The following is a 26,539-nucleotide window of genomic DNA, read 5'->3' on the forward strand; positions in this document are numbered from 1 at the left end:
GGAATCAAGGGGCTTTCCCCAGCTTTTGCAGTACAATCCAAGCTCACGACCAAACGGGCGGGTATTTACCGCCCGTTTTTTTTGGGCGATTGTTTTTGATGTGTGGTTTTTGAATAGGGATTGATGCAGCGTGGCGTTACAGGAAATCGTTGAACAGACAGTGAGCGGCTTGGGTTACGACCTGGTGGAGATTGAACGCTCCGCTGGCGGCCTGTTGCGCATCACCATCGATTTGCCTTGGACCAAGCCCGCTGAAGGTGTCGTGCAAGTCGACGAGTTCATCAATGTGGAAGATTGCGAAAAGGTCAACCGCCAGTTGCTGTTTGCGCTGGAGGTGGACGGTATTGAATACAAGCGGCTGGAGGTTTCCTCGCCCGGTATTGACCGCCCCTTGCGCCACACGGCCGACTTCGAGCGTTTTGTCGGCCATGTGATCGACATCACGCTTAAGGCCCCCATGGGTGCAGCGGCCAACGGCCAGGTGCACGCCAGCCGCAAGAAGTTCCGTGGTGCGCTCGAACGTGTGGCACTGGAAGACGGTGCTGTGAGCTGGCAAATTGTGTGGAGCGATGCGCCGCTCCCGAAGCCCGGTCAGCGGGTGAGCAAGAAGCGTGTGCCCCCGCCTATGCAGGCCTTGGGTTTTACGCTGGATGAAATACGCGAAGCGCGCCTGGCTCCGATTGTGAGCTTCAAGGGGCGTGGACAGGGCGGCAGCACGGGTGGCGAAGAGCCGGCCGTGGGCCAGGAAGTTTAGTTTTGTTGTTGATAAGAGTGATCAGGAGAGTCATGGCATGAATCGCGAACTGTTGATGCTGGTTGAAGCTATTTCCCGTGAGAAAAACGTGGAACGTGATGTGGTGTTGGGCGCTGTGGAAGCAGCACTGGCGCAAGCCACCAAAAAGCTCTTCCCCGGTGAAGTAGATATCCGGGTGGCCCTGGACCGCGACAGCGGCAACTACGAAACCTTCCGCCGCTGGCACGTGGTGCCCAACGAGGCCGGTCTGCAACTGCCCGACCAGGAAATCCTGCTGTTTGAAGCACAGGAGCAGATTGCCGACATCGAAGTCGACGAGTACATCGAAGAGTCCGTGCCCTCGGTGCCCATCGGGCGCATTGGTGCCATGGCCGCCAAGCAGGTCATCCTGCAAAAAATCCGTGACGCCGAGCGCGAAATGCTGCTCAACGACTTCATGGCACGCGGCGAAAAAATCTTTGTTGGCACCGTCAAGCGCATGGACAAGGGCGACATCATTGTGGAGAGCGGCCGCGTCGAAGGCCGTCTGCGCCGCAGCGAGATGATCCCCAAGGAAAACCTGCGCACCGGCGACCGCGTGCGCGCCATGATCATGGAAGTGGACCTGACCCTTCGCGGTGCACCGATTGTGCTGTCGCGCTCGGCACCCGAGTTCATGATCGAGCTGTTCCGCCAGGAAGTGCCCGAGATCGAGCAAGGCCTGCTGGAGATCAAATCCTGTGCCCGTGACTCTGGCTCCCGCGCCAAGATTGCCGTGCTCTCGCACGACAAGCGCGTAGACCCCATCGGCACCTGTGTCGGCGTGCGTGGCACCCGTGTGAATGGTGTGACCAACGAGCTCGCTGGCGAGCGCGTGGACATTGTGCTGTGGAGCGAAGACCCTGCCCAGTTCGTGATTGGCGCGCTGGCTCCGGCCAATGTGTCCTCCATCGTGGTGGACGAAGAGCGCCATGCCATGGACGTGGTGGTGGACGAGGAAAACCTGGCCATCGCCATTGGCCGCGGCGGACAGAACGTGCGCCTGGCGTCCGAGCTCACCGGCTGGAAGATCAACATCATGGACGCTGCTGAGAGCGCGCAGAAGCTGGCTGTGGAGACCGACTCCGGCCGCCGCCTGTTCATGGAAAAACTCGATGTGGACGAAGAAATCGCCGACATCCTGATTGCTGAAGGCTTTACCAGCCTGGAAGAAGTGGCTTACGTTCCCTTGCAGGAAATGCTGGAGATCGAAAGCTTTGACGAAGACACGGTGCATGAGCTGCGCAACCGTGCCAAAGACGCCTTGCTGACGATGGAAATCGCCCACGAGGAAAATGTGGAAGGGGTCTCCCAAGACCTGCGTGATCTGGAAGGCCTGACACCTGAGCTGATCGGCAAGCTGGCCGACCAGGGCATTCACACCCGTGATGACCTGGCCGACCTGGCCGTTGATGAACTCACCGACATCACCGGCCAGACCGCTGAAGAGGCCACCGCCCTGATCATGAAGGCGCGCGCACATTGGTTTTCCAATGACGCCGCTTCTCAAGAGTAATGGTTATGCAATAGAAGTCCAGAAATGGCTGGCAGCTCCCACAAGGCACTGCCAGCCGACGCCAAAGGTTAAGTAACAAATGTCCAGTACGACCGTCGCCGAGTTCGCCAATGAGCTCAAGAAATCCACCGAGACGCTGATCGAGCAGCTGAAGTCGGCCGGAGTAGCCAAAACGGCTGCCACCGACCCGCTCAACGAAGCCGACAAGCACAAGCTGCTGAGCTACCTGCAGACCAGCCATGGCACTGCCGCGCCCGAGCGCAAGAAGATCACCCTGGTCAAGAAGCAGACCACCGAGATCAAGCAGGCCGATGCCAGCGGCAAGGCCCGCACCATCCAGGTGGAAGTGCGCAAGAAGCGCACCTTTGTGCGACGCGAAGACGGAACCGATCAGCCCGTGGACGGAATGGAGCATGACGAAGCCGAACAGGCACAGGCCGCACCCGCTGTGGACCATGCCGAACTGACCCGACGCGAGGAAGAAGCCCGCCACCAGGCCGAATTCATCCGCCGCCAGGAGGAAGAGCTGGCCCAGCGCCGCAAGGAACGCGAAGAGCAGGAAGCCCGCGCCGCCAGCGATGCCAACGACGCTGCTGCCAAGCAGGCCGCCGATGTCCAGGCTGCCAAGGAGCAAGCCGCCCGCGACGCTGCGACCAAGCCGCAAGTCAAGGCCAAGGCCAAGCCCGTGCCGGAAATCGACCACGCTGCCGTGGCTGCCGCCGCTGCTGCTGCCGCCGAACTCAAGCGCGAGCAGGACGCTGAAAAAGCCGCTGCAGCTGCGGCTGCCTCCAAGGCCCAGGCCATTGAAGACGCATCGCGCGCCGCCGATCTGGGCGACCGCCGCCGCAAGGCCGAAGCCGAAGCCGCGGCCATCCGCAACATGATGTCCGCGCCCAAGCGCGTGCTGGTAGCCAAGCGCCCCGAAGAAATCCGCGCCGAAGCGGCTGCCAAGGCCGGCATCAAGGGCACGCTGCACAAGCCGCCAGCTGGCACAGTGCCGCCCAAGCCGGGCGCCAAGCCCGCACCCGGTGCCGCCACGACAGCTGCCCCCGGCGCCAACAAGGAAGTCAAATCCGCCAAGCTGTCCAGCAGCTGGGCAGGCGATCCGGCCAAGAAGAAAGAGCTCAAGACCCGTGGCGACACCGGTGCAGGCGCTGGCCGTTCGACCAACTGGCGCACGGGCCCACGCGGCCGCCGTGGCAGCAATGACCGCGACCGTGACAACCACCAACAGCAGCAAGCGCCGGTGGAAACCCGCGTGCTGGAAGTGCACGTGCCAGAAACCATCACTGTGGCCGAACTGGCCCACAAGATGGCTGTGAAGGCGTCCGAAGTCATCAAGCAACTGATGAAGCTGGGCCAGATGGTCACCATCAACCAGCCGCTGGACCAGGACACCGCCATGATTTTGGTGGAAGACATGGGGCACAAGGCCGTGGTGGCTGCACTGGATGATCCGGAAGCCTTCACCGACGACGAAACCCTGGGCCAGCACGCAGAGTCCCTGCCGCGCGCCCCGGTGGTCACCGTCATGGGCCACGTGGACCACGGCAAGACTTCGCTCCTGGATTACATCCGCCGCGCCAAGGTGGCGGCCGGTGAAGCCGGTGGCATTACCCAGCACATCGGTGCCTACCACGTGGAAACTCCGCGCGGCATGGTCTCCTTCCTCGACACCCCCGGCCACGAGGCGTTTACCGCCATGCGTGCCCGCGGTGCCAAGGCTACCGACATTGTGATTCTGGTGGTGGCAGCAGACGACGGCGTGATGCCGCAAACCAAGGAAGCCATCAAGCACGCCAAGGCGGCCGGCGTTCCTATCGTGGTGGCAATCACCAAGTCGGACAAGCCCGATGCCAACCCCGAGCGCGTGAAGAACGAGCTGGTGGTGGAAGAAGTCGTGCCCGAAGAATTCGGTGGCGATTCTCCCTTTGTGGCCGTGTCCTCCAAGACCGGTATGGGCATCGATGCCTTACTGGAGCAGGTGCTGCTGCAAGCCGAAGTGCTGGAGCTCAAGGCCCCGGTGGATGCCATGGCCAAGGGCCTGGTCATTGAAGCGCAGTTGGACAAGGGCCGCGGCCCGGTGGCCACGGTGCTGATCCAGTCCGGCACGCTCAAGGCCGGTGACGTGGTGCTGGCGGGCCAGACCTATGGCCGCGTGCGCGCCATGCTGGACGAAAACGGCAAACCCATCAAGATGGCCGGTCCTTCCATTCCGGTGGAAATCCAGGGCCTGACCGAAGTGCCGCAAGCCGGTGATGAATTCATGGTCATGTCCGACGAACGCCGGGCCCGTGAAATTGCCACCTACCGCGCAGGCAAGTTCCGCAACACCAAGCTGGCCAAGCAACAAGCCGCCAAGCTGGAAAACATGTTTGGTGATCTGTCCAGTGGCGACGTCAAGATGCTGCCCATCATCGTCAAGTCCGATGTGCAGGGTTCCCAGGAAGCGCTGGCGCAGTCGCTGCTCAAGCTCTCCACCGAAGAGGTCAAGGTGCAGATGGTGTACGCCGCAGTGGGTGCCATCAGTGAGTCCGACATCAACCTGGCCATTGCCTCCAAGTCGGTGGTGATCGGCTTCAATGTGCGGGCCGATGCCGGTGCGCGCAAGCTGGCCGAGAACAACGGCGTGGACATCCGCTACTACAACATCATTTACGACGCGGTGGATGAGCTCAAGGCCGCCATGTCCGGCATGCTGGCCCCCGAGAAGCGCGAAGAGGTTATCGGTTCTGCCGAGATCCGCACCGTGTTCGTGGCCTCCAAGATCGGCACGGTTGCGGGTTGTATGGTTACCAGCGGCTTTGTCAACCGCAGCTCGCATTTCCGCCTGCTGCGCAACAACGTGGTGATCTACACCGGCGAGCTCGACTCCCTGAAGCGCATGAAAGACGATGTGCGCGAAGTCAAGGAAGGCTTCGAGTGCGGTATCAAGCTCAAGAACTACAACGACATCAACGAAGGTGACCAGCTCGAGTTCTTTGAAGTGCGCGAAATCGCACGGACGCTGTAAGTGGCAAGGGCAAAGAGACAAGCATGGTGAAGAAGAAGTCCTCCACCCCGAACCGCGGCTTTCGCGTGGCCGATCAGATCCAGCGGGATCTGACCGAGCTGATTGCGCGCGAGCTCAAAGACCCACGGGTGGGCATGGTGACCATCCAGGCGGTGGAAGTCACACCCGACTATGCGCACGCCAAGGTGTTCTTCAGCCTGCTGGTGGGCGACCCGGTGCAGACGGCAGAAGGTTTGAACCAGGCTGCGGGCTTCTTGCGTGCCGGACTGTTCAAGCGCCTGCACATCCACACCGTGCCCACGCTGCACTTCTACTTTGACCAGACGGTGGAGCGGGCGGCGGACATGAATGCGCTGATTGCGAAGGCCGTGGCTTCGAAGGCGAAGGACGACTGAACATGGAAAGCGCCGGGCCGTCCCAAGGAGCGACTGCCGCTCCCAAGGGCGGCAAGGTTTCCCAGCAAAAAGCCAAGGTGCAGCGCAGACCTGTGCATGGTGTTCTGCTCTTGGACAAGCCCTTGGGCCTTTCCAGCAACCAGGCTTTGCAAAAAGTGAAGTGGTTGTTACGGGCCGAGAAGGCAGGCCATACCGGCACGCTGGATCCGCTGGCCACGGGGGTGTTGCCCATTTGTTTTGGTGCGGCCACCAAGTTCAGCCAGGTGCATCTGGATGCCGACAAGGCGTATGCGACCACGCTGCGCCTGGGGCAAAAGACCAGTACGGCGGATGCCGAAGGTGAAGTGATAGAAGAGCGACCTGTGCAGTTCACGGTGGAGCAGCTGGAAGAAGCGGTGCAACGGTTTACCGGCCCCATCTCCCAGGTGCCGCCCATGCACAGTGCCCTGAAGAAGGATGGCAAAGCCCTGTACGAGTACGCCAGGGCTGGCATTGAGATTGAGCGGGAAGCCCGCCATGTGACGATTTACAGCATCCAGATCGTGGCAGCACGGCTGGACGCAGAGTGCCCGGAAGTGGACCTGGAGGTGGCGTGCAGCAAAGGCACCTACATCCGCACCCTGGGCGAGGACATCGGTGAGGCGCTGGGATGTGGCGCCCACCTCAGTGCGCTGCGCCGCATCCGCACCGGCGGGTTTGGCCAGGCGCAGTGTGTGACGGTCGCCGCGCTGGAAGCGATGAGTGACGCAGAGCGGCTGGCCTGTGTGCAGCCCCCAGAGGCGCTGCTCGCGGGTCACACCGTGGTCACGCTGGATGCCGACAATGCGGCACGGTTTTTGAGTGGAATGCGCAGGCGCGGTGCCTGGGGTGATGCGGATGCAGTGGCAGTTTTTGCCGAGCAACCGCGCGCACTTCTGGGTAGCGCGCATGTGAAAGGCGGGGAGTTGATCCCCACGCGGCTCTTGAGTCCGCCCGAGGTCAGTGAATCCCTGCAGCAGCAGTTAATGAATGTTTGAAAGTGAAATATGAGCCATAAGCAAATCAGAAATATCGCCATCATTGCCCACGTTGACCATGGCAAAACCACCATGGTGGACCAGCTGCTGCGCCAAAGCGGCACCTTTGCCGAGCACGAAAAAGTGGTCGACACCGTGATGGACAACAACGCCATTGAAAAAGAGCGTGGCATTACCATTCTGGCCAAGAACTGCGCCGTGACCTGGGAAGGCACTCACATCAACATCGTGGACACCCCCGGACACGCCGACTTCGGCGGCGAAGTGGAACGCGCCCTCTCCATGGTGGACGGCGTGGTGCTGCTGATTGACGCGCAAGAAGGCCCCATGCCCCAGACCCGCTTTGTGACCAAAAAGGCCCTGGCCCTTGGTTTGAAGCCGATCCTGGTGGTCAACAAGGTGGACAAGCCCGGTGCGCGCCCTGACTTCGTGGTCAACGCTGCATTTGATCTGTTCGACAAGCTCGGTGCCACCGACGAACAACTCGACTTCCCCGTGGTCTATGCCTCCGGCATCAACGGCTGGTCCTCGATGGAAGAGGGCGCTCAGGGTGAGCAGTGGGGCCCCGACATGTCGGCCCTGTTCAACACCATTCTGGCCCACGTGCCCGCACAAACCGGTGACCCCAAGGCACCGCTGCAGCTGCAAATCTCGGCGCTGGACTTCTCCACCTTCGTGGGCCGCATTGGCGTGGGCCGCGTCAGCCAGGGCACCATCAAGCCCATGATGGACGTGGTGGTCATGGAAGGTCCGGACGGCAAGCCGGTCAAGGGCCGTATCAACCAGGTCCTGACCTTCCAGGGTCTGGAGCGCGTGCAAGCCACTGAAGCCGGCCCCGGCGAGATTGTGCTGATCAACGGCCTGACCGACATCGGTATTGGCGTGACTATCACCGACCCTGCCAACCCTGCGCCGCTGCCCATGCTCAAGGTGGACGAGCCCACCCTGACCATGAACTTCTGCGTCAACACCAGCCCCCTGGCCGGCCGCGAAGGCAAGTACGTGACCAGCCGCCAAATCTGGGACCGCCTGCAAAAAGAGCTGCAACACAACGTGGCCCTGCGCGTGAAAGAGACCGACGAAGAAGGCATCTTCGAAGTCATGGGTCGCGGCGAATTGCACCTGACCATCCTCTTGGAAAACATGCGCCGCGAAGGCTACGAGATGGCTGTCTCCAAGCCGCGCGTGGTGTTCCGTGATGTCAATGGCGAGAAGCACGAGCCTATCGAGTTGGTCACAGCCGACATCGAAGAGCAGCACCAGGGCGGCGTGATGCAAGCCCTGGGCGAGCGCAAGGGCGATCTGGTGAACATGGAGCCGGACGGACGTGGCCGTGTGCGCCTGGAGTACCGTATTCCTGCGCGGGGCCTGATTGGCTTCACCAATGAATTTTTGAACTTGACCCGTGGTTCGGGCCTGATCTCCAACATCTTTGACAGCTACGAGCCGCACAAGGGTGACATTGGTGGGCGCAAGAATGGTGTGCTGATCTCCATGGACGCCGGTGAAATTTTCACCTACGCCCTGGGCAAGCTGGACGACCGCGGCCGCATGTTTGTGCGCCCCAACGACCCCGTGTACGAAGGCATGATTGTGGGCATCCACAGCCGTGACAACGACCTGGTGGTCAACGCCACACGTACCAAGCAGCTGACCAACTTCCGCGTGTCCGGCAAGGAAGATGCGATCAAGATCACGCCGCCCATCGACTGCACGCTGGAGTACGGTGTGGAATTCATCGAGGATGACGAGCTGGTGGAAATCACGCCCAAGTCCATCCGCCTGCGCAAGCGCCACTTGACCGAGAGCGAACGCAAGCGCGCTGGCCGTTAATCCGGCTTCCATCTGGTTACGCCTTGAAACTGCGCCACCACCACGCCGTCTGGCTGATGGTGCTGGTGGCACTCCTGTGGTCTACCGCAGGGGTGGCCACACGCTATCTGGAATACGCGCGCACCTTTGAGGTCACCTTCTGGCGGGCGCTGTTCGCGTCTCTCAGTCTGCTGGTGATCCTGCCCTTCTTCCAGGGCAGGGCCGTGTTTCAAAAAATACGCCACGCTGGTTGGGCCCTATGGGGCTCGGGCCTGTGCTGGGCCGTCATGTTCACGTCCTATATGGTGGCCTTCACGCTCACCACCGTGGGCCATGTGCTGGTGACCCTGTCGCTCGGCCCGCTGCTCACAGCCCTGGTGGCCCGCGTGGCCATTGGCTTCCAGGTTCCCCTGCGGACCTGGGTGGCGATTGTGGTGGCCGGCAGTGGCATGGCCTATATGTTCTCCTCCCAAATGGGCTCGGCCTCGCTGCTGGGCGGCCTGGTGGCCCTGACCATACCGATTGCAGCGGCCATCAACTGGACCATCAGCCAGTACGCGCACGACCAGGGCCATGCTCTCGATCTGGTGCCCGCCGTGCTGCTGGGTGCTGTGCTATCCACATTGGCTACCTGTGTGCTGGCCTATCCCTTCCAGGCAAGCAGGCACGACGTCATGCTACTGGGCTTGCTGGGCGTGTTCCAGTTGGCCATTCCCTGCGTTCTGTGCATGGTCTGCGCGCGTGTGCTGCATGCGCCGGAGATCTCGCTGCTGCAACTGCTGGAAGTTATTTTCGGCATCTTGCTGGCGTGGTTGGGGGCAGGGGAGGAGCCAGGCCTGCCGGTGCTGCTGGGCGGCACACTGGTGATTGGTGCGCTGGTCGCCAACGAGTTTTTGGCACAGACAGTCAAGCCAAGGCGCACTGAATAATCTGTCGCGTATGAATGCGAACACAGATAGTCGTTCTGTTCATACATTTCCCTCTCTTGACAACTAATTCACTAGTTTTTAAAAAAATATAAGTGCCAATTTGGCATTGCCACAGCCAGGGCCCGGCTAGGATTCGACGAGCGTTGTTCGAATCAAAAATATATTTCGGGGCTGCACACATTCAGGATGTGTGAATAAAACTATATGAATCTAGTAAAAGCGTTGGGTGCGCGGTTTGCGCGCGCAGGGATAGGTGCGTCCACTCTGTCCCTGATGTTGTTGGCCTCGCCCGCTTGGGCGGCCTTGGGTACATCGGTGACGCTGTCCACTGGATCGCTGACCGATATCTACCCCGGCCAGTCCACAACGCTGCGCATCACACTCTCCAATAGCAACAGCGGCAGCCCGGTAAGTGCCGTGGCCTTTGCCAATGCCTTGCCCGGCACGCTGAGCAACGGGCTCAAGGTGGCGGGTGTTGCGCTGTACAGCTGTGCCGATGGCAATGGTGCAGTCGCCACCTCGGGAACACTCACAGCGGTCACGGGCAGCCAGTCGATAGACCTCAACGGCGCCCGTGTGCCCGCCAAGGTGGGTACTACCGACGGCAGTTGCGTGATCGATATACCGGTCACGGCCTCCACCAGCACCGGCACGGCCCAAACCTATACCTACGCGATTGCGGGCGGGGCGGTCACCGGCAACGACGGGGGCAGCGTCAGCAATGTGGGTGCCGTCAGCCAGAGCATCAATGTGCGACTGCTGCAGCCCCTGCGTATTACCAAGGGCTTTGGCAACAGCACGCTGATCCTGGGCGGTGCCGCCACCACCCTGACGGTAACGGTCACCAACCCGAACCCGGTGGCCATGACCGGTCTGGGCTTTTCCGACGCCTTTCCTACCCTTGCCAACCCGGCGAACCTGGGTGCGGTAGAGGGCCTGATCAAGGTGGCCAACACACCCAACGCCAGCACCAGCTGCGCAGGCGGCGCGGCACCTGCGTTTTCACCCGCTCTGGCTGCGGGTGATACGTCTTTTGCCGTCAGCGGCGGCACCATTGCTGCCAACGGCACATGCACCGTGTCCTTTAATGTAGATGCCAACCACACGGCAGGCGCCTACACGCAGGGCGCCACCAACAGCATCAGCCGCACAACCCAGTTCCAGAACGATGTGGGCTTGCCCGCACTTGCCAACGCGACAGCCGGCTTTACGGTGCGCTCGCCTCTGAATGTGTCCAAGTCCGGCCCCGTGTCGCTGGCGGCAGGGCAGAGTGGCACCTTCACCATCGTGCTGGGCAACAGTGGCCCCGTGCCGCTGACAGCCACTTTTGATGATGCCCAGATCGACAATGACGCCAGCACCACCCCCCCGGGTCTGAGCGTCACCGGCGTGAGCGGCACCAACAGCGCCCTCACCAATGCCTGTGGCGGCACCCTGACCATCACCGGTGCCAATGAGGGCATTCGCCTGGCCGGCGGCCTGATTCCGGCTGCTGGCAGTTGCACCATCAGCATTGCGTTCACCGGCGCCTTGCCGGTGGCCAACACGCCCAAGGCCTTTCAAAACGTGCTGGCCACGGGTGCTGTGGATGTGGGTGATGCCGCCATCGTCAGCCAGCCCGTGAGCGCCACGGTCACCATTTACGACACCTTCAACATCGCCAAGGCCGGCCCTACGCCGTCCAACGCCGCAGCCGGCAGCCCGGCCCGGTTCCAGGTGGTGGTGGACAACTGGACAGCCAGTGACATGGCCGATGTGCGCATCAGCGACAGCCTGGCCAACGGACTGACCTTTCTCACCGGCGTCATCAACGCGGTGGACTACACGCCCACGGTCAGCGCCGGCTGTGGCAGCGTGAGCACCAGCAGTGCCGTGGGTGACACCACCGCCAACCTCACGGTGCAAACCGTGCCGCAACGCACGTCCAGCACCACGGCCGGGCGCTGCACCGTCAGCTTCTGGGCCATGACCGCCACCACCGCCAGCGTGGGCAGCAGCTACCCCAACCAGCTGGGTGCCAACACGGTTTGCTACCGGCCTGGCGCTGTGGATGTGTGCAACGGCACGCCCTCGAACACCGTCTCTGGCAACGTGGCCGATGTGATGGCCGTGGCCAAGTCCTTCAGCCCGTCCGGTACCCTCAACGAGGGTGTAACCACCCGCATGACGATCGCCATCAGCAACCTGTCGGTGAATGCGCTGAGCAATGTGGCCGTCAGTGACAACCTGCCTCTGGCCGCAGCAGGAGGAGGGCAGATGCGCCTGGCCAACCCCGCCAACGCCGCCACCACCTGCGGCGGCGGCCCGGTGATCAGCGCGCTGCCTGGCAGCACCTCCCTCCAGATGAATGGCGCTACCGTACCGGCGCGCGCCGGTGGCGGCACCGGCGCGGCGGGCTCGTGCAACCTGCAGGTGGACGTGGTGGCCGCAGCAGGCAGCTATACCAACATCGCCTCGGTGACGGGTTCGCAAATTTATGCCAACAATGTGCAGGCCAACAACGTCGGCCCCAAGACCGCTACCGCCGCCATCGTCTTCAACTCGGCACTGTGCAGCAGTGGCGCGCCTTGCAGCAAGACCTTCAACCCCGCGCAGGTGTCTTCCGGCGCACGCTCCACCGTCAGCATCCACCTGGTCAATGCGGGCTCGCTCGCGCTGACGGGCGTGGCCCTGACCGACCCGCTGCCTGGTGGCATGCTGGTGGCCACACCGGCCAACGCCTACACCAGCTGCGCAGGCGCCACCGCCATCACGGCCGTAGCCGGCAGCAGCAGCGTGGCCCTGACGGGTGCCACCGTGGCTGGCAACGCCAGTTGTGACCTGGTGTTTGATGTCACCGCCACCGGCAGCGCCAACTGGACCAACACCCTGGTGGCCGGCGCCATCACCGCCAACGGCGGCGTGTCCAACCAGACTGCCGTGACCGGCGTGTTGAACTACAGCCTGCCCACCAACCTGACCGTGGCCAAGGCCACCAGCCCCAGCACGCTGACTTTCCCCGGCCAGGTCAGCACGCTGACAATCACCATCAACAACGGCAATACGGCCGTCAGCAACCTGGCGCTGACCGACTACTTCACACTCAACGGCACCGCAGGCTCCACAGCCAACGGCATGGTGATTGCCTCTACGCCGTCTGCGACCACCACCTGCCCGGGTGGCACGGTCACGGCCGTGGCCGGTGCAGCCCAGGTGGCACTCGCAGGTGCGTCCCTGGCGGCCAATGCCTCCTGCAATATCACCGTCAACATCACCTCCACGGCGGTGGGCGGCATCACCAACTTCATCCCGGCGGCAGCCATACGGACCGACCAGGGCCTGAGCAACAGCGCCCAGGTTTCTACCAGTCTCACCACCCAGAGCAATGTGGGCCTGGCCAAGCAGTTCACGCCCAAGGTCATCAAGCCGGGCGAACGCTCGCGCCTGCGCATCACCTTCTACAACCCCACGGCGCAGCCGGTCACCCAGCTGTCCCTCACCGACAACCTGCCCACCAATATGGTGGTGCCCGCCGGCGCCAACCCGGTCAGCACCTGCACTGGCGCCAGCGTGACCGCGCCCACTGCGGGCAGCGTGCAGGTTGCCGGGGCCAACATCGTGGCCGCATCCAACGGCATATCGGCCTCGTGCTATGTGGAGATCGATGTGCAGGTCAATCTGGCCGGTGACTATGTCAACACCATTGCCGCCTCTGCCATCAGTGCTGAAGTCGGCGGTACGCCGGTCACCAATACCCAGCCCGCCAGCGACACCTTGCGCGCCAAGCAGCCGGTGCTGCTGCACAAGGCCTTCAGCAGCCTCACGCTCGACAGCGGCAACCCCACGCCCTTTACCACCGGCAGCGATACCAAGGCTCCCGGCCAGCTTGCAGTGCTGACCCTGCAGATCAGCAACCCCAACGCCATGGCACTCAACCAGGCCAGCCTGACGGACACCTTGCCCGCCAACATGGTGCTGGCCGCCGTGCCCAACGCGGCCACCACCTGCAGCGACGGCGTGGTGCAGGCCACGCCTGCGGGCACCTCGGTGCGCCTGACCGGCGCCACCCTGGCAGCCAACCAGAGCTGCACGCTCAGCGTCAATGTGCTCAGCAATATTCCTGGCAGCTATACCAACAGCCTGGCCTCCGGAGCCCTCAGCACGTTGGAAGGCGTCACCAATGAAAGTGCCACCAGCGCGCAGCTGGTGGTCACCACACCGCCTTCGGTAACCAAGCAGTTTGTGCCCAGCGTCATCTCCCCGGGGGCCACGTCCACGCTGACCATCGTCCTGGCCAACCCCAATGCCACGGCGGCCAGCCTCAGCGCGGCCTTTACCGACACCTTGCCCACCGCGCCCGACACCTTGGTGGTTGCGGCCACACCCAATGTGCAAACCACCTGCCCGGGCACTGTCACAGCCACCGCGCTGTCGGGCACGGTGCGCTACGCCAGCGGATCCCTGGTTCCGGCCGGTGGTTGCAGCATCAGCGTGGACATCACCGGCACAACGCCGGGCAACTACAACAACAACATCCCGGCCGGCAGCCTGCTCACCAACTTTGGCAGCAACCAGCAGGCCGCGAATGCGCCCCTGGTTGTCAGTACCCTGGGCTACATTTCTGGCCACGTGTTCCAGGACAACAACCTGGTGCCCAACGGCAGCTACGAGCCGCTGGTGGATACACCGATTGCCGGTGTGGCCATCGCGCTGCACGACGGCAGTAGCTGTGCCGCGCCCCTGCTGGTTCTGCCGGGCCTGACAAACCCCGTCACCACGGACACGCTGGGCAACTACCTGTTTGCCGGTCTGCAGGCCGGAACCTATTCCGTGTGTGAACCCACGCAACCCGCAGGCACCACCAACGGCATCACTACGGCGGGCAGCATCACGCCAGTGGCTGGCAGCGGCGGCACGCCCGGCACAGGCAGCAACCCCACGGCGACCAGCAGCCAGATTGCCAATGTGGTCCTGGGCAGCGGCGGCGTTGGGCTGGTCAGCGGCAGCGCCAACAACAATTTCGCCGAGATCGTGCCCTCCAGCATCAGCGGCACGGTTTACCTGGATCTGAACAACAACGGCCTGCAGGACGGCGCTGAAGGCGGCCTCTCTGGTGTGCCGGTAGACCTGCTCGATGGCGGCGGCGTGCTCATCACCAGCACCACCACCGATGCGGCCGGCCACTACAGCTTTGGCAACCTGCAGCCTGGCAGCTACGCGGTGCGCGAGCCCACCCAGCCCGCTGGCACGTCCAACGGCATCACCAGCGCAGGCGCGGTGGGCAACGGCGGCACGGCGGGCGCAGCGACAACGCTGACCACGCTGCCCAGCCGCATCGGCAGCATCGTGCTGCCGCCCAACACCGTGGCCAGCGGCAACAACTTTGCCGAGATACCCAATGGCCGCAGCGTATCGGGCACGGCGTTTCTGGACTTCAACAACAACGGCCTGCAAGACGGTGCTGACTACGGACTGGGCGGCCTGAGCGTGACCCTGAGCGGGCTGGACACCAACGGCAACACGGTAAGCCGCAGCACCACCACCGCTGCCGATGGCCGCTACAGCTTTGGCACCCTGCCCGAAGCAAACAGCAGCGGCTACACCATCAGCCAGTCCGAGCAACCCACGGGTACGGCCAACGGCATCAGCACGGCAGGCAGCACCGGCGGCAGCGCCACGGCTGCGGCCGTGGTGCCTGCCAGCATTGCCGGTGTGGGGCTGTCAGGCGCCAACACCGTGTCGGCCAACAACAACTTCGCCAAGGTGCCCAGCCCGGCGCCTGACCTGAGCATCGGCAAGACGCACAGTCCCTCCAGCTTTGCCGCGGGCAGCTCCACCGGCTACTACACACTGGCCCCGCGCAACGTGGGGCCGCTGCCCACCACTGCCGCCATCACCGTCACAGACACACTGCCCACGGGCATGACGCTGGCGCAAGCCCCCTCTGGCACAGGCTGGGCCTGCAGCGGCGCGCCGGGAGATTCCAGCTTCAGCTGCAGCACCAGCGCGGTAATTGCCGCCAACAGCAGCGGCCAACCTATCCAGGCCCGCGTGGCCGTGGCCAGTGGGCTGGAAGGCCAGATCCTGACCAACACCGCCGTCATCTCCGGCGGTGGTGAGCCCGCCGTCCTCAGCGGCAACAACAGCGCCAGCGACGCGGCTGCCATTGCCACCTCGGCCGCCGTCAGCGGCCACGTGTGGCTGGACGTTACCCATGACCGCATCTACAGCGCCGCCAGCGCTGGCCAGCCCGGCTGGAAGGCGGAGCTGCTGTTGAACGGCGTGCTGGTGGCCAGCACCACCACTGCGTCCGACGGCGCGTATGCGTTTGCAGGCCTGGCACCGGGTTCTGGCTACCAGATCCGCTTTCGCCACCCTGTGACCAATCTGGTCTGGGGCCGCGCCACACCCAATGAACTGGGCACCAGCTTCAGCAGCGGTCAGACGGCGGGCAGCACCAATGTCGCCAGCGGCGTGCGCTCCGGTGCCAACCCCGCAGGCGCGGTGGTCACGGACGGCACGCTGTCCAATCTGACCTTTACCTCCGGCACCACCACCATCCAGCAAAGCCTGCCCATAGATCCGGCCGGTGTGGTGTATGACTCGGTCACGCGCCAGCCCGTGGCCGGTGCGGTGGTAACCATCAGCGGACCACCGGGCTTCAACCCGGCGCTGGATGTTGTGGGTGGGCAGACCAGCTTCACCACCGGCACCGATGGCCTGTACCAGTTTCTGTTGAACCCCGGCGCACCCGCTGGCGTGTACGGCCTGGCCATCACGGTCTACCCCGGTGGCTATTCCAACCAGCCCTCGGCCATCATCCCGGTGTGCAGCAACACCCTGAGCGTGGGTGCCCTGCCGGCACCGGCCCTGGTGCAAACTGGCAACACCGCACCGCTGCCTGCGGCCAGTGTGCATGCACCGGCCAGTTGCCCGCTCAGCAGCGCGGCCCTGAGCGCGGGCAACCAGGGCAGCACGCAGTACTACAACAGCTTCCTGTTGTCAGGCGCATCAGCTAATGTGCTCAACAACCACATCCCGCTGGACCCGCTGTCGGGCAGCGGCTTTACCCTGAGCAAGACGGCAGACCGTCAGCTGGCCGAAGTGGGCGACACCGTGCGCTACACGGTGGAGGTGCGCCTGAACTCCAACGGCTTGCTGCCGCAGGTAACCGTGCGTGATGTGCTGCCCGCGGGCTTCACCCTGGTGCCGGGTACGGTGCGGATCAACGGCACAGCGGCGGCCAACCCCAGCGGGGGCCTGGGCCCCGTGCTGGGCTTCAACCTGGGCAGCCTGCGCGGCAGTGCCAATACGCTGGGCACGGCGCCGCAGTCGATCAAGCTGCAATACCGCGTGCGGGTGGGCGTGGGTGCGCAGCAGGGCAGCGGCATCAACGTGGCACGCGCCGTGGGCTGCGCCCTGAGTGCGGGCTGCCTGACGCCCGGCTCCCTGCAGCCGGTGGCCAACAGCGTGCAGTCCAACCAGGCGCAGTACAAGGTGACGGTCAGCGGCGGCGTTTTCAGTGACCTGGCCTGCGTGGCCGGCAAGATTTTTGTGGACTGCAACCACAACCACATGCAAGACCCCGAAGAGCTGGGCATACCCGGCGTACGCCTGTACTTTGAAGACGGCGCCTATGTGGTCAGCGATTCCGAAGGCAAATACAGCCGCTGCGGCATCCCGCCGCGCAGCCACGTGCTGGCCCCTGATCCGGGCACGCTGCCCCAGGGCGCACACCTCACCACGTCGAGCAACCGCAACCTGGGCGATGCCAACAGCCTCTTCATCGACCTGAAGAACGGCGAGCTGCACCGGGCCGACTTCATCGAAGGCAGCTGCAGCAACCGCGTGCTGGAGCAGGTCAAGTCCCGACGCAGCCAAGGCGAGGTGCGCTCGGTAGAAACAGAGAAAAACAAGGGCCCGGCCCTGCGCTTTAGAAGCAAGCCACCGGCCTACCCGCAGCAGGGAACCGACAGCGCCAACCAGTTGCTGGTCCAGCCACGCCAGGGAGCCAGCGATGCAAAATAAAAAATCCAACGCCCCCAAGCTCCGCCGCCCCCCGCACTACAGCGCCGTGGCCTGGGCCCTGGTGGCCTGCCTGCCGGCGGGCCTGCTGGCCCAGTCGATCAGCCCTGACGCTTTGGCTAACGCAGGCGGCAGCTACACGCCGCTGACCGCAACCCAGCGCAGCCCCTGGGCGCCCGACAGCGCGCCGCTCTATCCCTTGGCCAACCCGCAGGCCGTGCCACCCGCACAGCAAAGCGCGGTATTGGCAGCCGCCAGCGCAGCGGTGGACTACAGCGCCCATGCCGAGGCTGCCCAAGTGGTGGTGGAGGTGGACCGCAACGGCGTTCCGGCCGATGGCCAGTCGGCCGTGGTGTTGACCCTGCGCGTGCTGGGGCAGGACGGCCGGCCGCTGGCCAACCGCGTCTATGCCACGGTGGAAATCACCGGCGGGCGCCTGCTGTTGTCCGGTGCATCGACCGACGAGGCCGGCCCCGGCGCACGCGATGCCGACCGTGCCACACCCGGCGTGCAAGTGCCCGTGGTGGGCGGCGTGGCGCAGGTGCGCCTGCTGGCCCCGGCCACACCGCAGGACGTGCAGGTGCGCGCCACGGTAGGCGCCCAGCAGGCCTCTGGCCTGGTGAGCTTTGTGCCCGACATGCGGCCCATGGTGGCAGCCGGCCTGATTGAAGGCGTGATCCACTTCCAGGGGGGTGGCGGCCTGCTGTCGCCGGCCCGCACCAACGACGGCTTTGAGCGCGAGATCCAGCACGTGAGCCGCGTCTTTTCTGACGGGCAATACGCTGCCGGTGCGCGTACCGCCTTCTTCCTCAAGGGCGTGGTCAAGGGCGACTATTTGCTCACCGCCGCCTATGACTCCGACAAGGAAGTGCAGTCGCGCCTGATACGCGACATCGTGCCCGGCGAGTTCTATCCCGTGTATGGCGATGCTTCGCTGCGCGGCAATGACGCGCTCTCATCCACCGCCCTGTATGTGCGCGTGGACAAGGACAAGAGCTATGTGCTGTATGGCGATTTTTCCACCGGCGCGGGCAGCAGCGAACGCTCGGGCGGCGGCGCCGTGGCGGCCCTGCAGCAGCGCAGCCTGGGCGCCTACACGCGCAACGCCACCGGCCTGCGCGGCCACTACGAGCGCGACTCCGTCACGGCCAATGTGTTTGCCATCAATGACACCCTGCACCAGGCCGTGGACGAATTTGCCAGCCAGGGCAGCGGCCCCTATGGGCTGCGCAACAGCGGCGGAGTGCAGAACAGCGAAACCGTGGAAGTGGTGGTGCGTGACCGCAACATGCCCACGCGCATCCTGACGGTGCGGCCCCTGTTGCGGCTGGTGGACTACAGCTTCGAGCCCTTTAGCGGGCGCATTCTGCTGAACCAGTTTCTGCCCGCCTTCGATGCGGACCTGAACCCCGTGTCCCTGCGCGTCAGCTACGACGTGGACCAGGGCGGCGAAGCCTTCTGGATCGTAGGTGCCGACGGGCAGCTGCGCGTGAGCGACACGCTGGAGCTGGGTGCTGCAGTGGTGCAAGACCAGAACCCGCTGGCCAGCAGCGAGATCAGCAGCGCCAACCTGAGCTGGCGTGTGGCACCGTCCACCACGCTGGTGGCCGAGCTGGCGCAAACCACCGCCCTGGCCAACACCAACAGCGTCAACCAGAACAGCCTGCCCGGCTTCGCCGCACGCAGCGGCAACGTCACCGGCCAGGCTTGGCGCGTGGAAGTGGCGCACGAGACCGAATCCACCCAAGGCCGCGTGTTTGTGGGCCAGTCGGACCCCACCTTCAACAACCCCGCAGCCCTGCTGAACGGCGGCAAGGCCGAAGCCATGGTGCAGGGCGCCTACAAGCTGACTGACGCCACCAAGCTCTATGCCCAAGCCCAGCGCAGCGAAGACCGCAACCCCGGCATGGCCAGCCACGACGAAGCGCGCCTGGGCGTGAAGGTGAGGCTGACTGACAAGCTGTTCCTGGATGCCGGTCTGCGCACCGTGCACCAGGGCCAGGGCACGCTGACGGCCAGTGCTGCGCCCTTTGCGTCCACCAGTGGCCTGACCGGCAGCATCGCCAGCGGCGCGGCCGGTGGCCTGGCGGGCTATGGCAACCAGACCATTGACCCGGCCAGCGGCCTGCCCAGCATCCAGAGCAACACCCTGGCTGCATCGCCGACCCTCAACCAGGCCGTGGCCCTGCGCAGCGACACCGCACGCGTGGGCCTGGGCTACAAGGCCACCGAGCGCCTGACCCTGGGCGGCGAGGTGGAGAGCGCCATCAGCGGCGACAGCCTGCAGCGCTACGCCCTGGGCGGCGACTATCTGGTGGCCGAGCGCACCCGCCTGTATGCGCGCGCCGAACAGCAAACCGGCACGGCCAGCGCATCCACGCTCACGCCTTCTGGCACCCGCAGCAACGCGCTGGTGTTCGGGGTGGACAGCTCCTACTGGCATGACACGCAGCTGTTCAGCGAATACCGCCTGCGCGACGCCGTGTCGGGCCAGGACGTGCAGCTGGCCTCGGGCATACGCAACAGCTGGGACCTGCAGCCCGGCGTGCGCGCCGACGCCGCCTATGAATGGACCGAGGTGCTGTCGGGCGTGGCCCCCACCACGCAGGCCATCGCACTGGGCCTGGACTACACCGCCCACCCGCTGTGGCGCGGCTCCACCAAGGTGGAATACCGCGTCAGCGGCGACGTGCCCGGCTCGGCTGTGAGCCAGGCCTTTGACACCACCTTGTGGCAGGCCATGGTGGCCCGCAAGCTCAGCCGCGACTGGACTTTTCTGGCCCGCAATTATTTGCTGCAGACGGCATACGAGGCCCATGGCGGCGTATTCCAGGACCGCGTGCAACTGGGCGCCGCCTACCGTGACAACGAGCGCAACCGCGTTAACGCGCTGGCCAAGTACGAATACAAAACCGAGGTGGACGACAGCAACGCCGCCAGCGGCGAACTCAGCAGCCGCGCGCATATCGTGTCCGTCATTGCCGACTACCACCCGTCCCGGCCCTGGTGGCTTACAGGCAAGTTCGCCGCCAAATGGCAGCAAGACCAGTTTGAGGCCGGCGTGTCCGACAGCTTCCAGGCGCAGCTGTATTCCGGGCGCCTGACCTATGACATCACCGAGAACTGGGACCTGGGCCTGATGCTGGCCACTCAGATGGGCCAGCATGGCGCGCAGCAATCGGCCGCCGGTGTGGAGCTGGGCTATCTGGTGCAGCAAAACCTCTGGATATCGGCGGGCTACAACTACGCCGGCTTTGCGGCCGACGCGGACCTGGCCGGCTACGAATACACCCGCGAAGGCGTCTACCTGCGCCTGCGCTTCAAGTTTGACCATGACCTGTTTGCCAGCAGCAGCCAGACCATCAATCGCTCACTGGACCGATAAATGAACCCCACCCCACGCGCCCTGTCCATGGCCCTGTGCACGGCCCTGACCTTCACCCTGTCCCTCAGCCTGTGCGGCGGGGCCAGCGCCCAGACCCAGCTTGCGCCGCAGGCGCAGCGCATTTCGGACGCGGCCATCCATGCCGACTACCAGGCCTACCAGGCGCTGCAAACCCGCATCCACCAGCTCAACGAACACGGCGTGCCGGTGCGCAACTACCACCTCAGCAAAGCCCAGTGCTGGCTGGATGTGTCGCTGCACGAATACACCCGCAACGACCGCAGCGCCTTCCCGCAGGAGGCCCTGACCGAATCCGAAAAGCTCATCGTGGCGCTGGAGACCCATGCCACGCCGCTGCCCATGGACACGCCACTGGTGAACGGTGCGGCCCGCCTGCGCCCGGACCTGTGGGAGCGCAGCGCCGCCCTGAAGCAGGGCGGCGGATTTGCCTGCGCCTGGAACCAGGTGGCCTGCGCCGAGGTGGAACTGGTGCATGCCGGCAACGAATTCAACCAGCAGCAATGGCGCCACGCCAAGCCCTATGTGCAGATTGCAGAAGAGCTGGTGGCCGAGGGCAGCGATGCCGCTGCCGCCTGTGCGCCCGCACCCACCCCCGCTGTGGTGGCCGTGCCCGTGCCTGCTCCTGCAACCGCGGCAGTGCTGGCACCCGCGCCAGAAAAGCGCCTGGTGGCACTGACAGTGTCCGTGCTGTTCGACTTTGACCAGCACACGCCCGCGCACATACGCGCTTTCTCGCGCGCCGCGCTGGACGCCTTGCTGGCCCGCATCCAGGCCGAGGGCATTGCGGTAGACAGCCTCCGTCTTGTCGGCTACGCCGACCGCCTCAACAGCACCGGTGACAAGGACTACAACCAGAAGCTGTCGCAACGGCGCGTCAACACCGTGCGCGACCTGCTGGCCGCCAAAGGCCTGGTGGTCTCCGGCACCGTCATCGACGCCAAGGGCGACACTGCGCCCATTGCCGCCTGCCAGGGCAACTACACCAGCCAGGCGGAGACCGAAGAGTGCCTGCTACCCAACCGCAGGGTAGAGGTGGAGCTGCAGGGGCACGTGGGAGGGTAGGGCAGGCGAGGGCGTGCTGCATGCGGCACAGATCCCGCTGCCGCTGGGCGGCTTAGCGGCGAGCGCGGTCGCTCAGGGTTTTCTTGGACATCAGAAATTCCAGTCGGGCGAAGAAGCGATCCAGGAAGCCCTTGGGTTTTTCTTTGGGAGGGGTTGAGTTGTTCATGGTGTATTTGTCTCAGGTTGGCAGTTGCCAGCGGACCCTGGCTCTACACTGGTTCGTAGTCTAGCCCCTGACCCATTCTCTGTGGAGGTTTTTGGTCAAAGCCTGTTGACTGGTTGGAGCGGCCGACTGTGCCGGGTCGCAGGGGCGCCAAGTGGGCGCAAAATCCACCCTGACCACTTCAGGAGACAGACGTGTTTGAATCCGCACAAATCGGCCACAAGGTCAGCAAGCTCCAGTACAAGAAGGATGCACCCGTGCTGCGGGAGGCTTTGCTGGAATCCCAGATCAGCCTGTTCACCGAAAAGAAGTTCCCGGTGCTGGTGCTCATCAGCGGTGAAGACGGCGCGGGCAAGCGCGAAACCATCAATGTGCTGTACGAGTGGATGGACCCGCGCTACCTGACTACGCTGGCCTTTGAGGAGCCCAGCAGCGAAGAGTCCGAGCGGCCCGCGATGTGGCGTTACTGGCGCACGTTGCCACCCAAGGGGCGCATTGGCATTTTTGCGGGATCCTGGTATTCGGACCCGATTCGCATGCGGATCGAGGGGGAGTTGTCCTTGCGCGAGCTGGATGCGCGGGCGGCCCAGATCAACCGCTTTGAGGCCATGCTGGTCAACGAAGGTGCGCTGGTTCTGAAGTTCTGGATCCACCTGAGCAAAGAGGCGCAACGCGAGCGCTTCGAGACCCTGCAAAACGACCCGCACACAGCCTGGCGCGTCACGCCCTGGAGCTGGGAGCGACTCAAGACCTATGACAAGCTGCAAGAGGTTTCCAGCCATCTGCTGCGCATGACCAACACCGCCGCAGCCCCTTGGGTGGTGGTAGAAGGCGTGGATGAGTACTACCGCTCGCTCACCGTGGGCCGGGTGTTGCAGGCCGCCCTGGCCAGCAAGCTCGCCGGTGAGAAGCCGCCCGAGGCGACCCTGGCACCCATGGTGCGCGTGGATACGGACGGCCGCAATGTGCTGTCGGAGATGGATCTCGGACTGGCATTGGGTGACCGGGATTACAAGTCCGAGCTGAGCCGCCTGCAGGGCAGGCTGTCCGAGTTGGCGCGCGACCCGCGCTTCGGGAAGCGTTCACTGGTGGTGGCCTTTGAAGGGGCAGACGCGGCCGGCAAGGGCGGTGCCATACGGCGCATCACGGCAGCACTGGATGCGCGGCAGTTCCAGGTGATTCCGGTGGCCGCGCCTACAGAAGAGGAGCGGGCGCAGCCGCACCTGTGGCGCTTCTGGCGGCATCTGCCGCGCCACAACCACATGGCCATTTTTGACCGTACCTGGTATGGGCGCGTGCTGGTAGAGCGGGTGGAGGGCTTTTGTTCTCCAGCCGAATGGCAGCGGGCCTACAGCGAGATCAATGACTTCGAGCACGAACTGGTGGAGGCGGGCACCATCGTCGTGAAGTTCTGGCTGCAAATCAGCCAGGAGGAGCAGCTCAAGCGCTTCAAGGAGCGTGAGCAGATTGCCTTCAAGCGCTTCAAGATCACCGAAGAGGACTGGCGCAACCGCGAGAAGTGGGCGGCCTACCAGACCGCCATCTGCGACATGGTGGAACGCACCAGCACCGGGGAAGTGCCCTGGACGCTGGTGGAGTCCAACGACAAGCAGTACGCCCGGGTGAAGATACTGCGCACCCTGTGCGAGCGCCTGGAGGCGGCCCTTGCGGCAACGCCCAAGCAGCCGTCCAAGACCAAGACCGGCAAGGCCAAAACTGTCAAAGACAAGGGCACCAAGACTGTCAAGGCTGCCAAGACCACGGCAAACCCCGACAAAACCGGCTCCAACAACAAGACCGAGCGGCGCGCCATCAAGCGCGCGGCCAAGGCTGCCAAGGCGGCCTAGCAATGCTGGCTAGTAAGGCTTGAAGTTGCTGTTGCCCGCTCGTGCGCCGGGCGCTGCAATCGCTCGTGTCGGGCGTGCCAGCGTGCCCCGGCGCTCCTGCGCCAAGGCCTGACGCACGGGCGCTGCACCGCCTGCATCCCCCGTCTTGAAGAAGGCAATGCTTTGTTGCAGCTGTTCGGCCTGGCTGGACAGCTCTTCACTGGTGGCCGCCAGCTCTTCGGACGCAGACGCATTTTGCTGGGTGGCCCTGGTGAGCTGGCCCATGGCGCCGCCAATCTGCACCACCGACTCGCTCTGCTCGGAGCTGGCAGCGGCGATTTCCTGCACCAGCTCGCTGGTCTTCTGGATGCTGGGCACGATTTCATCGAGCAGTTTGCCCGCGCGCTCAGCAGTAGCCACGCTGTTGCCCGCGAGTTCGCCGATTTCGCGGGCCGCTTCCTGGCTGCGCTCGGCCAGCTTGCGCACCTCGGCCGCCACGACGGCAAAGCCCTTGCCGTGTTCACCGGCACGCGCAGCTTCGATGGCAGCATTCAGGGCCAGCAGGTTGGTCTGGTAGGCAATGTCGTCGACGATGCCAATCTTGGCAGCGATCTGCTTCATGGCCACCACGGTGTCATTGACGGCTTTTCCGCCGTCCACAGCCTCTTTGCTGGTCTTGGTGGCCATGCTGTCGGTCACTTTGGCGTTGTCGCTGTTCTGGTTGATCGAGGCCGACATGCTGTCCATGGTGGAACTGGTCTCCTCCACGCTGGCGGCCTGTTCACTGGCGGCCTGCGACAGCGACTGTGCCGTGGCGTTGACCTGGTTGGCCGCGCCGGTCAACGCATCGGCCGCCGAGTGCACCTCACCGAGCACGCGGGTCAGGTTCTCGGCGGTGGAGTTGGCACTGTCTTTGACCTGACCGAACAGGCCGGCGTAGTCGCGCTCGATGCGGTGGGTCAAATCGCCCTCGGCAAAGGCGCCCAAGAGCTGGGCCACATCGCTCAGGCCCTGTTCGCTGGTGTCCATCAGGCTGTTCATGCCGGTGGCCAGATTGGCAAAGAATCCTGTCTTGCCCTGGGCCGACAGGCGCTGGCTGAAGTCGCCTTGCCCGGCCGCCTGCACCAGTGCATCCACCTCTTTTTCGGCGGCCAGCTGGTCCGTCATGTCCTGCCACTGACCCACAGTGCCCAGGCGATCGCCCTTTTCATTGGTGACCGATGTTGTGGTCAGGTCATAGATGCGGCCGCCGAGTTGCAGGCGCGACTGCGCTGTTCCGTTCAAGGTGCGCAGGCGCTCCAGGGCCGCGCGGGAATCCGCATAGAAGATGCCAATGCTGCCATTGACCACCTTCTCCGGATCAAAGCCGGGAATCTGCTTTGCAAACCCTGCCTGGTGGTTGCGCAGCACATCACGCAGCGCATGGTTGATGTAGAGCACGGTACCGTCATCGGCGGCGATTCGAACCGGCACGCTGACATGGTCGAGCGCGTGGCGGATACGGGCGTTTCCAGCCGCGGCCAGCGCACTTTCCTGCAGCGTCTGGCGCACCAGATCCATTTGCGTCTTGAAGACAGCCTTGTCACCCGGTTGGGGGGGCAGCGTGTTGCTGAAGTTTTGCGCGGCGTATTCGGCAATCAAGGCATTGATGCCCATCTGGTCAGCGTTTTGGCCCTCTACCAGGTCATTGATCTGCTTTGCCAGGGTGGCAAATTCACCTGGCAAACCATCGGTGTCAATGCGCGCAGCCATCTGGCCTGCGCGCTGTGCTTGCGCCAGGTTTGCGATGGCCTGTATCACCTCCTGAATACGCACGGACAGTTGCTGCATGGTTGCCATCAGGCTGCTGCTGTCGCCGCTGCGCAGGATCGCGACCGTGTCCAGGCGCCCCTCGGTCACGGCATGTGCCAGTTGTCGGGCGGCCTGGGGTTCACCACCCAACTGGCGCATGACGGAGCGCACCAGGTGCAGACCCAGAGCCACCAACACGGCTGCTGCCAGGCCAATGATGGCCCAGTTCCAGTGCAGGCCTTTTTCGCCACTGAGCCGCGCATGGACCGTTGTGGTGTCAGACAGCTTTTCGATGGTGTCGCCAAACTCGCCCATGCTGACTTCCAGGCGCTTGAAGCGCTCTTCAAATCCGGGCCAGGCCGCATCGCCTTCTACCTTGGAGCTCTGCGCTGCTGCCACCAGATGCTGGGCCGATTGCACATACTGCTCAAGATCCGCCTTGAGTCCTCCCAATTGGGACTGGACGGTGGCTACATCGTGGCTGCCCACCGCTTTGAGCTGTTCCTGAAAGCTTTTGACGTGTTCGTCCAGGTCCGCCCGCACGGCTGCCTGGTCTTCGGCCGAAGGTTTGCCGCTGGCAGCCAGTCGCAGTGCGTTCAGTACGTCGCCGCGAATGGCGTCGTGCATCATGTCCGCCTGCATTTGTGCCCTGAGCATTTCCGTCGTGCGGTTGGACTGTTCTCCAAAGTCGGCCTGAATGTTGGCGTTGTAGACGCCCATGCCACCGACGGTCAGCAGGGCGGTCGTGGCCACGACCAACAAGAAATACAAGCGGGCTCTCAGACTGTGCATCAGATATCTCCAGAAAAAATTTTCCAACATGCAGGCATGCGA

At 64.0% G+C, this 26,539-nt stretch carries 12 protein-coding genes; 11 read left to right on the forward strand and 1 reads right to left on the reverse strand.

Going from position 1 to position 26,539, the window contains the following annotated elements:
- Window positions 1-130: 130 nt before the first annotated feature.
- The 11 genes from rimP (at window position 131) to pap (ending at window position 23,935) form a co-directional block, all read left to right on the forward strand.
- Window positions 131-754 (forward strand): ribosome maturation factor RimP, encoded by a 624-nt coding sequence (gene rimP / locus DIC66_RS01580; RefSeq protein ID WP_117173364.1) that lies wholly within the window; start codon window positions 131-133, stop codon window positions 752-754.
- A gap of 37 nt (window positions 755-791) precedes the next feature.
- The gene (gene nusA, locus DIC66_RS01585; RefSeq protein WP_117173366.1) at window positions 792-2,288 is read left to right on the forward strand and encodes a transcription termination factor NusA; all 1,497 of its coding nucleotides are present in this window, start codon (window positions 792-794) and stop codon (window positions 2,286-2,288) included.
- Window positions 2,289-2,367: 79 nt separating this feature from the next.
- Window positions 2,368-5,301, forward strand: a complete 2,934-nt coding sequence (gene infB, locus DIC66_RS01590) for a translation initiation factor IF-2 (RefSeq protein ID WP_117173368.1) — start codon at window positions 2,368-2,370, stop codon at window positions 5,299-5,301.
- 23 nt (window positions 5,302-5,324) lie between these two features.
- Window positions 5,325-5,696: a 30S ribosome-binding factor RbfA gene (gene rbfA, locus DIC66_RS01595; protein ID WP_117173370.1), complete on the forward strand. Its 372-nt coding sequence runs from the start codon at window positions 5,325-5,327 to the stop codon at window positions 5,694-5,696.
- A 2-nt stretch (window positions 5,697-5,698) separates the two neighbouring features.
- Window positions 5,699-6,712: a tRNA pseudouridine(55) synthase TruB gene (gene truB, locus DIC66_RS01600; protein WP_117173372.1), complete on the forward strand. Its 1,014-nt coding sequence runs from the start codon at window positions 5,699-5,701 to the stop codon at window positions 6,710-6,712.
- A 9-nt stretch (window positions 6,713-6,721) separates the two neighbouring features.
- Complete coding sequence (gene typA / locus DIC66_RS01605; RefSeq protein WP_117173374.1) at window positions 6,722-8,545, forward strand: translational GTPase TypA; 1,824 nt, start codon at window positions 6,722-6,724, stop codon at window positions 8,543-8,545.
- A gap of 23 nt (window positions 8,546-8,568) precedes the next feature.
- Entirely contained in the window at window positions 8,569-9,453 is an 885-nt protein-coding gene (locus DIC66_RS01610) for a DMT family transporter (protein WP_117173376.1), read from the forward strand.
- 204 nt (window positions 9,454-9,657) lie between these two features.
- A complete protein-coding gene (locus tag DIC66_RS01615; RefSeq protein ID WP_117173378.1) occupies window positions 9,658-17,460 on the forward strand; it encodes an SdrD B-like domain-containing protein in 7,803 nt (2,600 codons plus the stop codon).
- The gene (locus DIC66_RS01620; RefSeq protein ID WP_117173380.1) at window positions 17,450-20,842 is read left to right on the forward strand and encodes an Ig-like domain-containing protein; all 3,393 of its coding nucleotides are present in this window, start codon (window positions 17,450-17,452) and stop codon (window positions 20,840-20,842) included. Before DIC66_RS01615 ends, DIC66_RS01620 begins: the two co-directional genes overlap by 11 nt.
- A complete protein-coding gene (locus DIC66_RS01625) occupies window positions 20,843-21,925 on the forward strand; it encodes an OmpA family protein (protein ID WP_117173381.1) in 1,083 nt (360 codons plus the stop codon).
- Window positions 21,926-22,282: 357 nt separating this feature from the next.
- Window positions 22,283-23,935, forward strand: a complete 1,653-nt coding sequence (pap, locus tag DIC66_RS01630; protein ID WP_117173383.1) for a polyphosphate:AMP phosphotransferase — start codon at window positions 22,283-22,285, stop codon at window positions 23,933-23,935.
- Between the two features lie 9 nt (window positions 23,936-23,944).
- On the opposite strand, the gene DIC66_RS23320 is transcribed toward pap, so the two are convergent.
- Entirely contained in the window at window positions 23,945-26,497 is a 2,553-nt protein-coding gene (locus tag DIC66_RS23320; protein WP_233505742.1) for a methyl-accepting chemotaxis protein, read from the reverse strand.
- Window positions 26,498-26,539 lie beyond the last annotated feature (42 nt).

Source organism: Rhodoferax lacus, from assembly GCF_003415675.1.
GTDB lineage: Bacteria > Pseudomonadota > Gammaproteobacteria > Burkholderiales > Burkholderiaceae_C > Allorhodoferax > Allorhodoferax lacus.

Coding starts and splice junctions, on each gene's coding strand:
- infB (WP_117173368.1), top strand. CDS start 2,368: ATGTCCAGTACGACCGTCGCCGAGTTCGCCAATGAGCTCAAGAAATCC.
- DIC66_RS01615 (WP_117173378.1), top strand. CDS start 9,658: ATGAATCTAGTAAAAGCGTTGGGTGCGCGGTTTGCGCGCGCAGGGATA.
- DIC66_RS01625 (WP_117173381.1), top strand. CDS start 20,843: ATGAACCCCACCCCACGCGCCCTGTCCATGGCCCTGTGCACGGCCCTG.
- truB (WP_117173372.1), top strand. CDS start 5,699: ATGGAAAGCGCCGGGCCGTCCCAAGGAGCGACTGCCGCTCCCAAGGGC.
- DIC66_RS23320 (WP_233505742.1), bottom strand. CDS start 26,497: ATGCACAGTCTGAGAGCCCGCTTGTATTTCTTGTTGGTCGTGGCCACG.
- typA (WP_117173374.1), top strand. CDS start 6,722: ATGAGCCATAAGCAAATCAGAAATATCGCCATCATTGCCCACGTTGAC.
- nusA (WP_117173366.1), top strand. CDS start 792: ATGAATCGCGAACTGTTGATGCTGGTTGAAGCTATTTCCCGTGAGAAA.
- rbfA (WP_117173370.1), top strand. CDS start 5,325: ATGGTGAAGAAGAAGTCCTCCACCCCGAACCGCGGCTTTCGCGTGGCC.
- DIC66_RS01620 (WP_117173380.1), top strand. CDS start 17,450: ATGCAAAATAAAAAATCCAACGCCCCCAAGCTCCGCCGCCCCCCGCAC.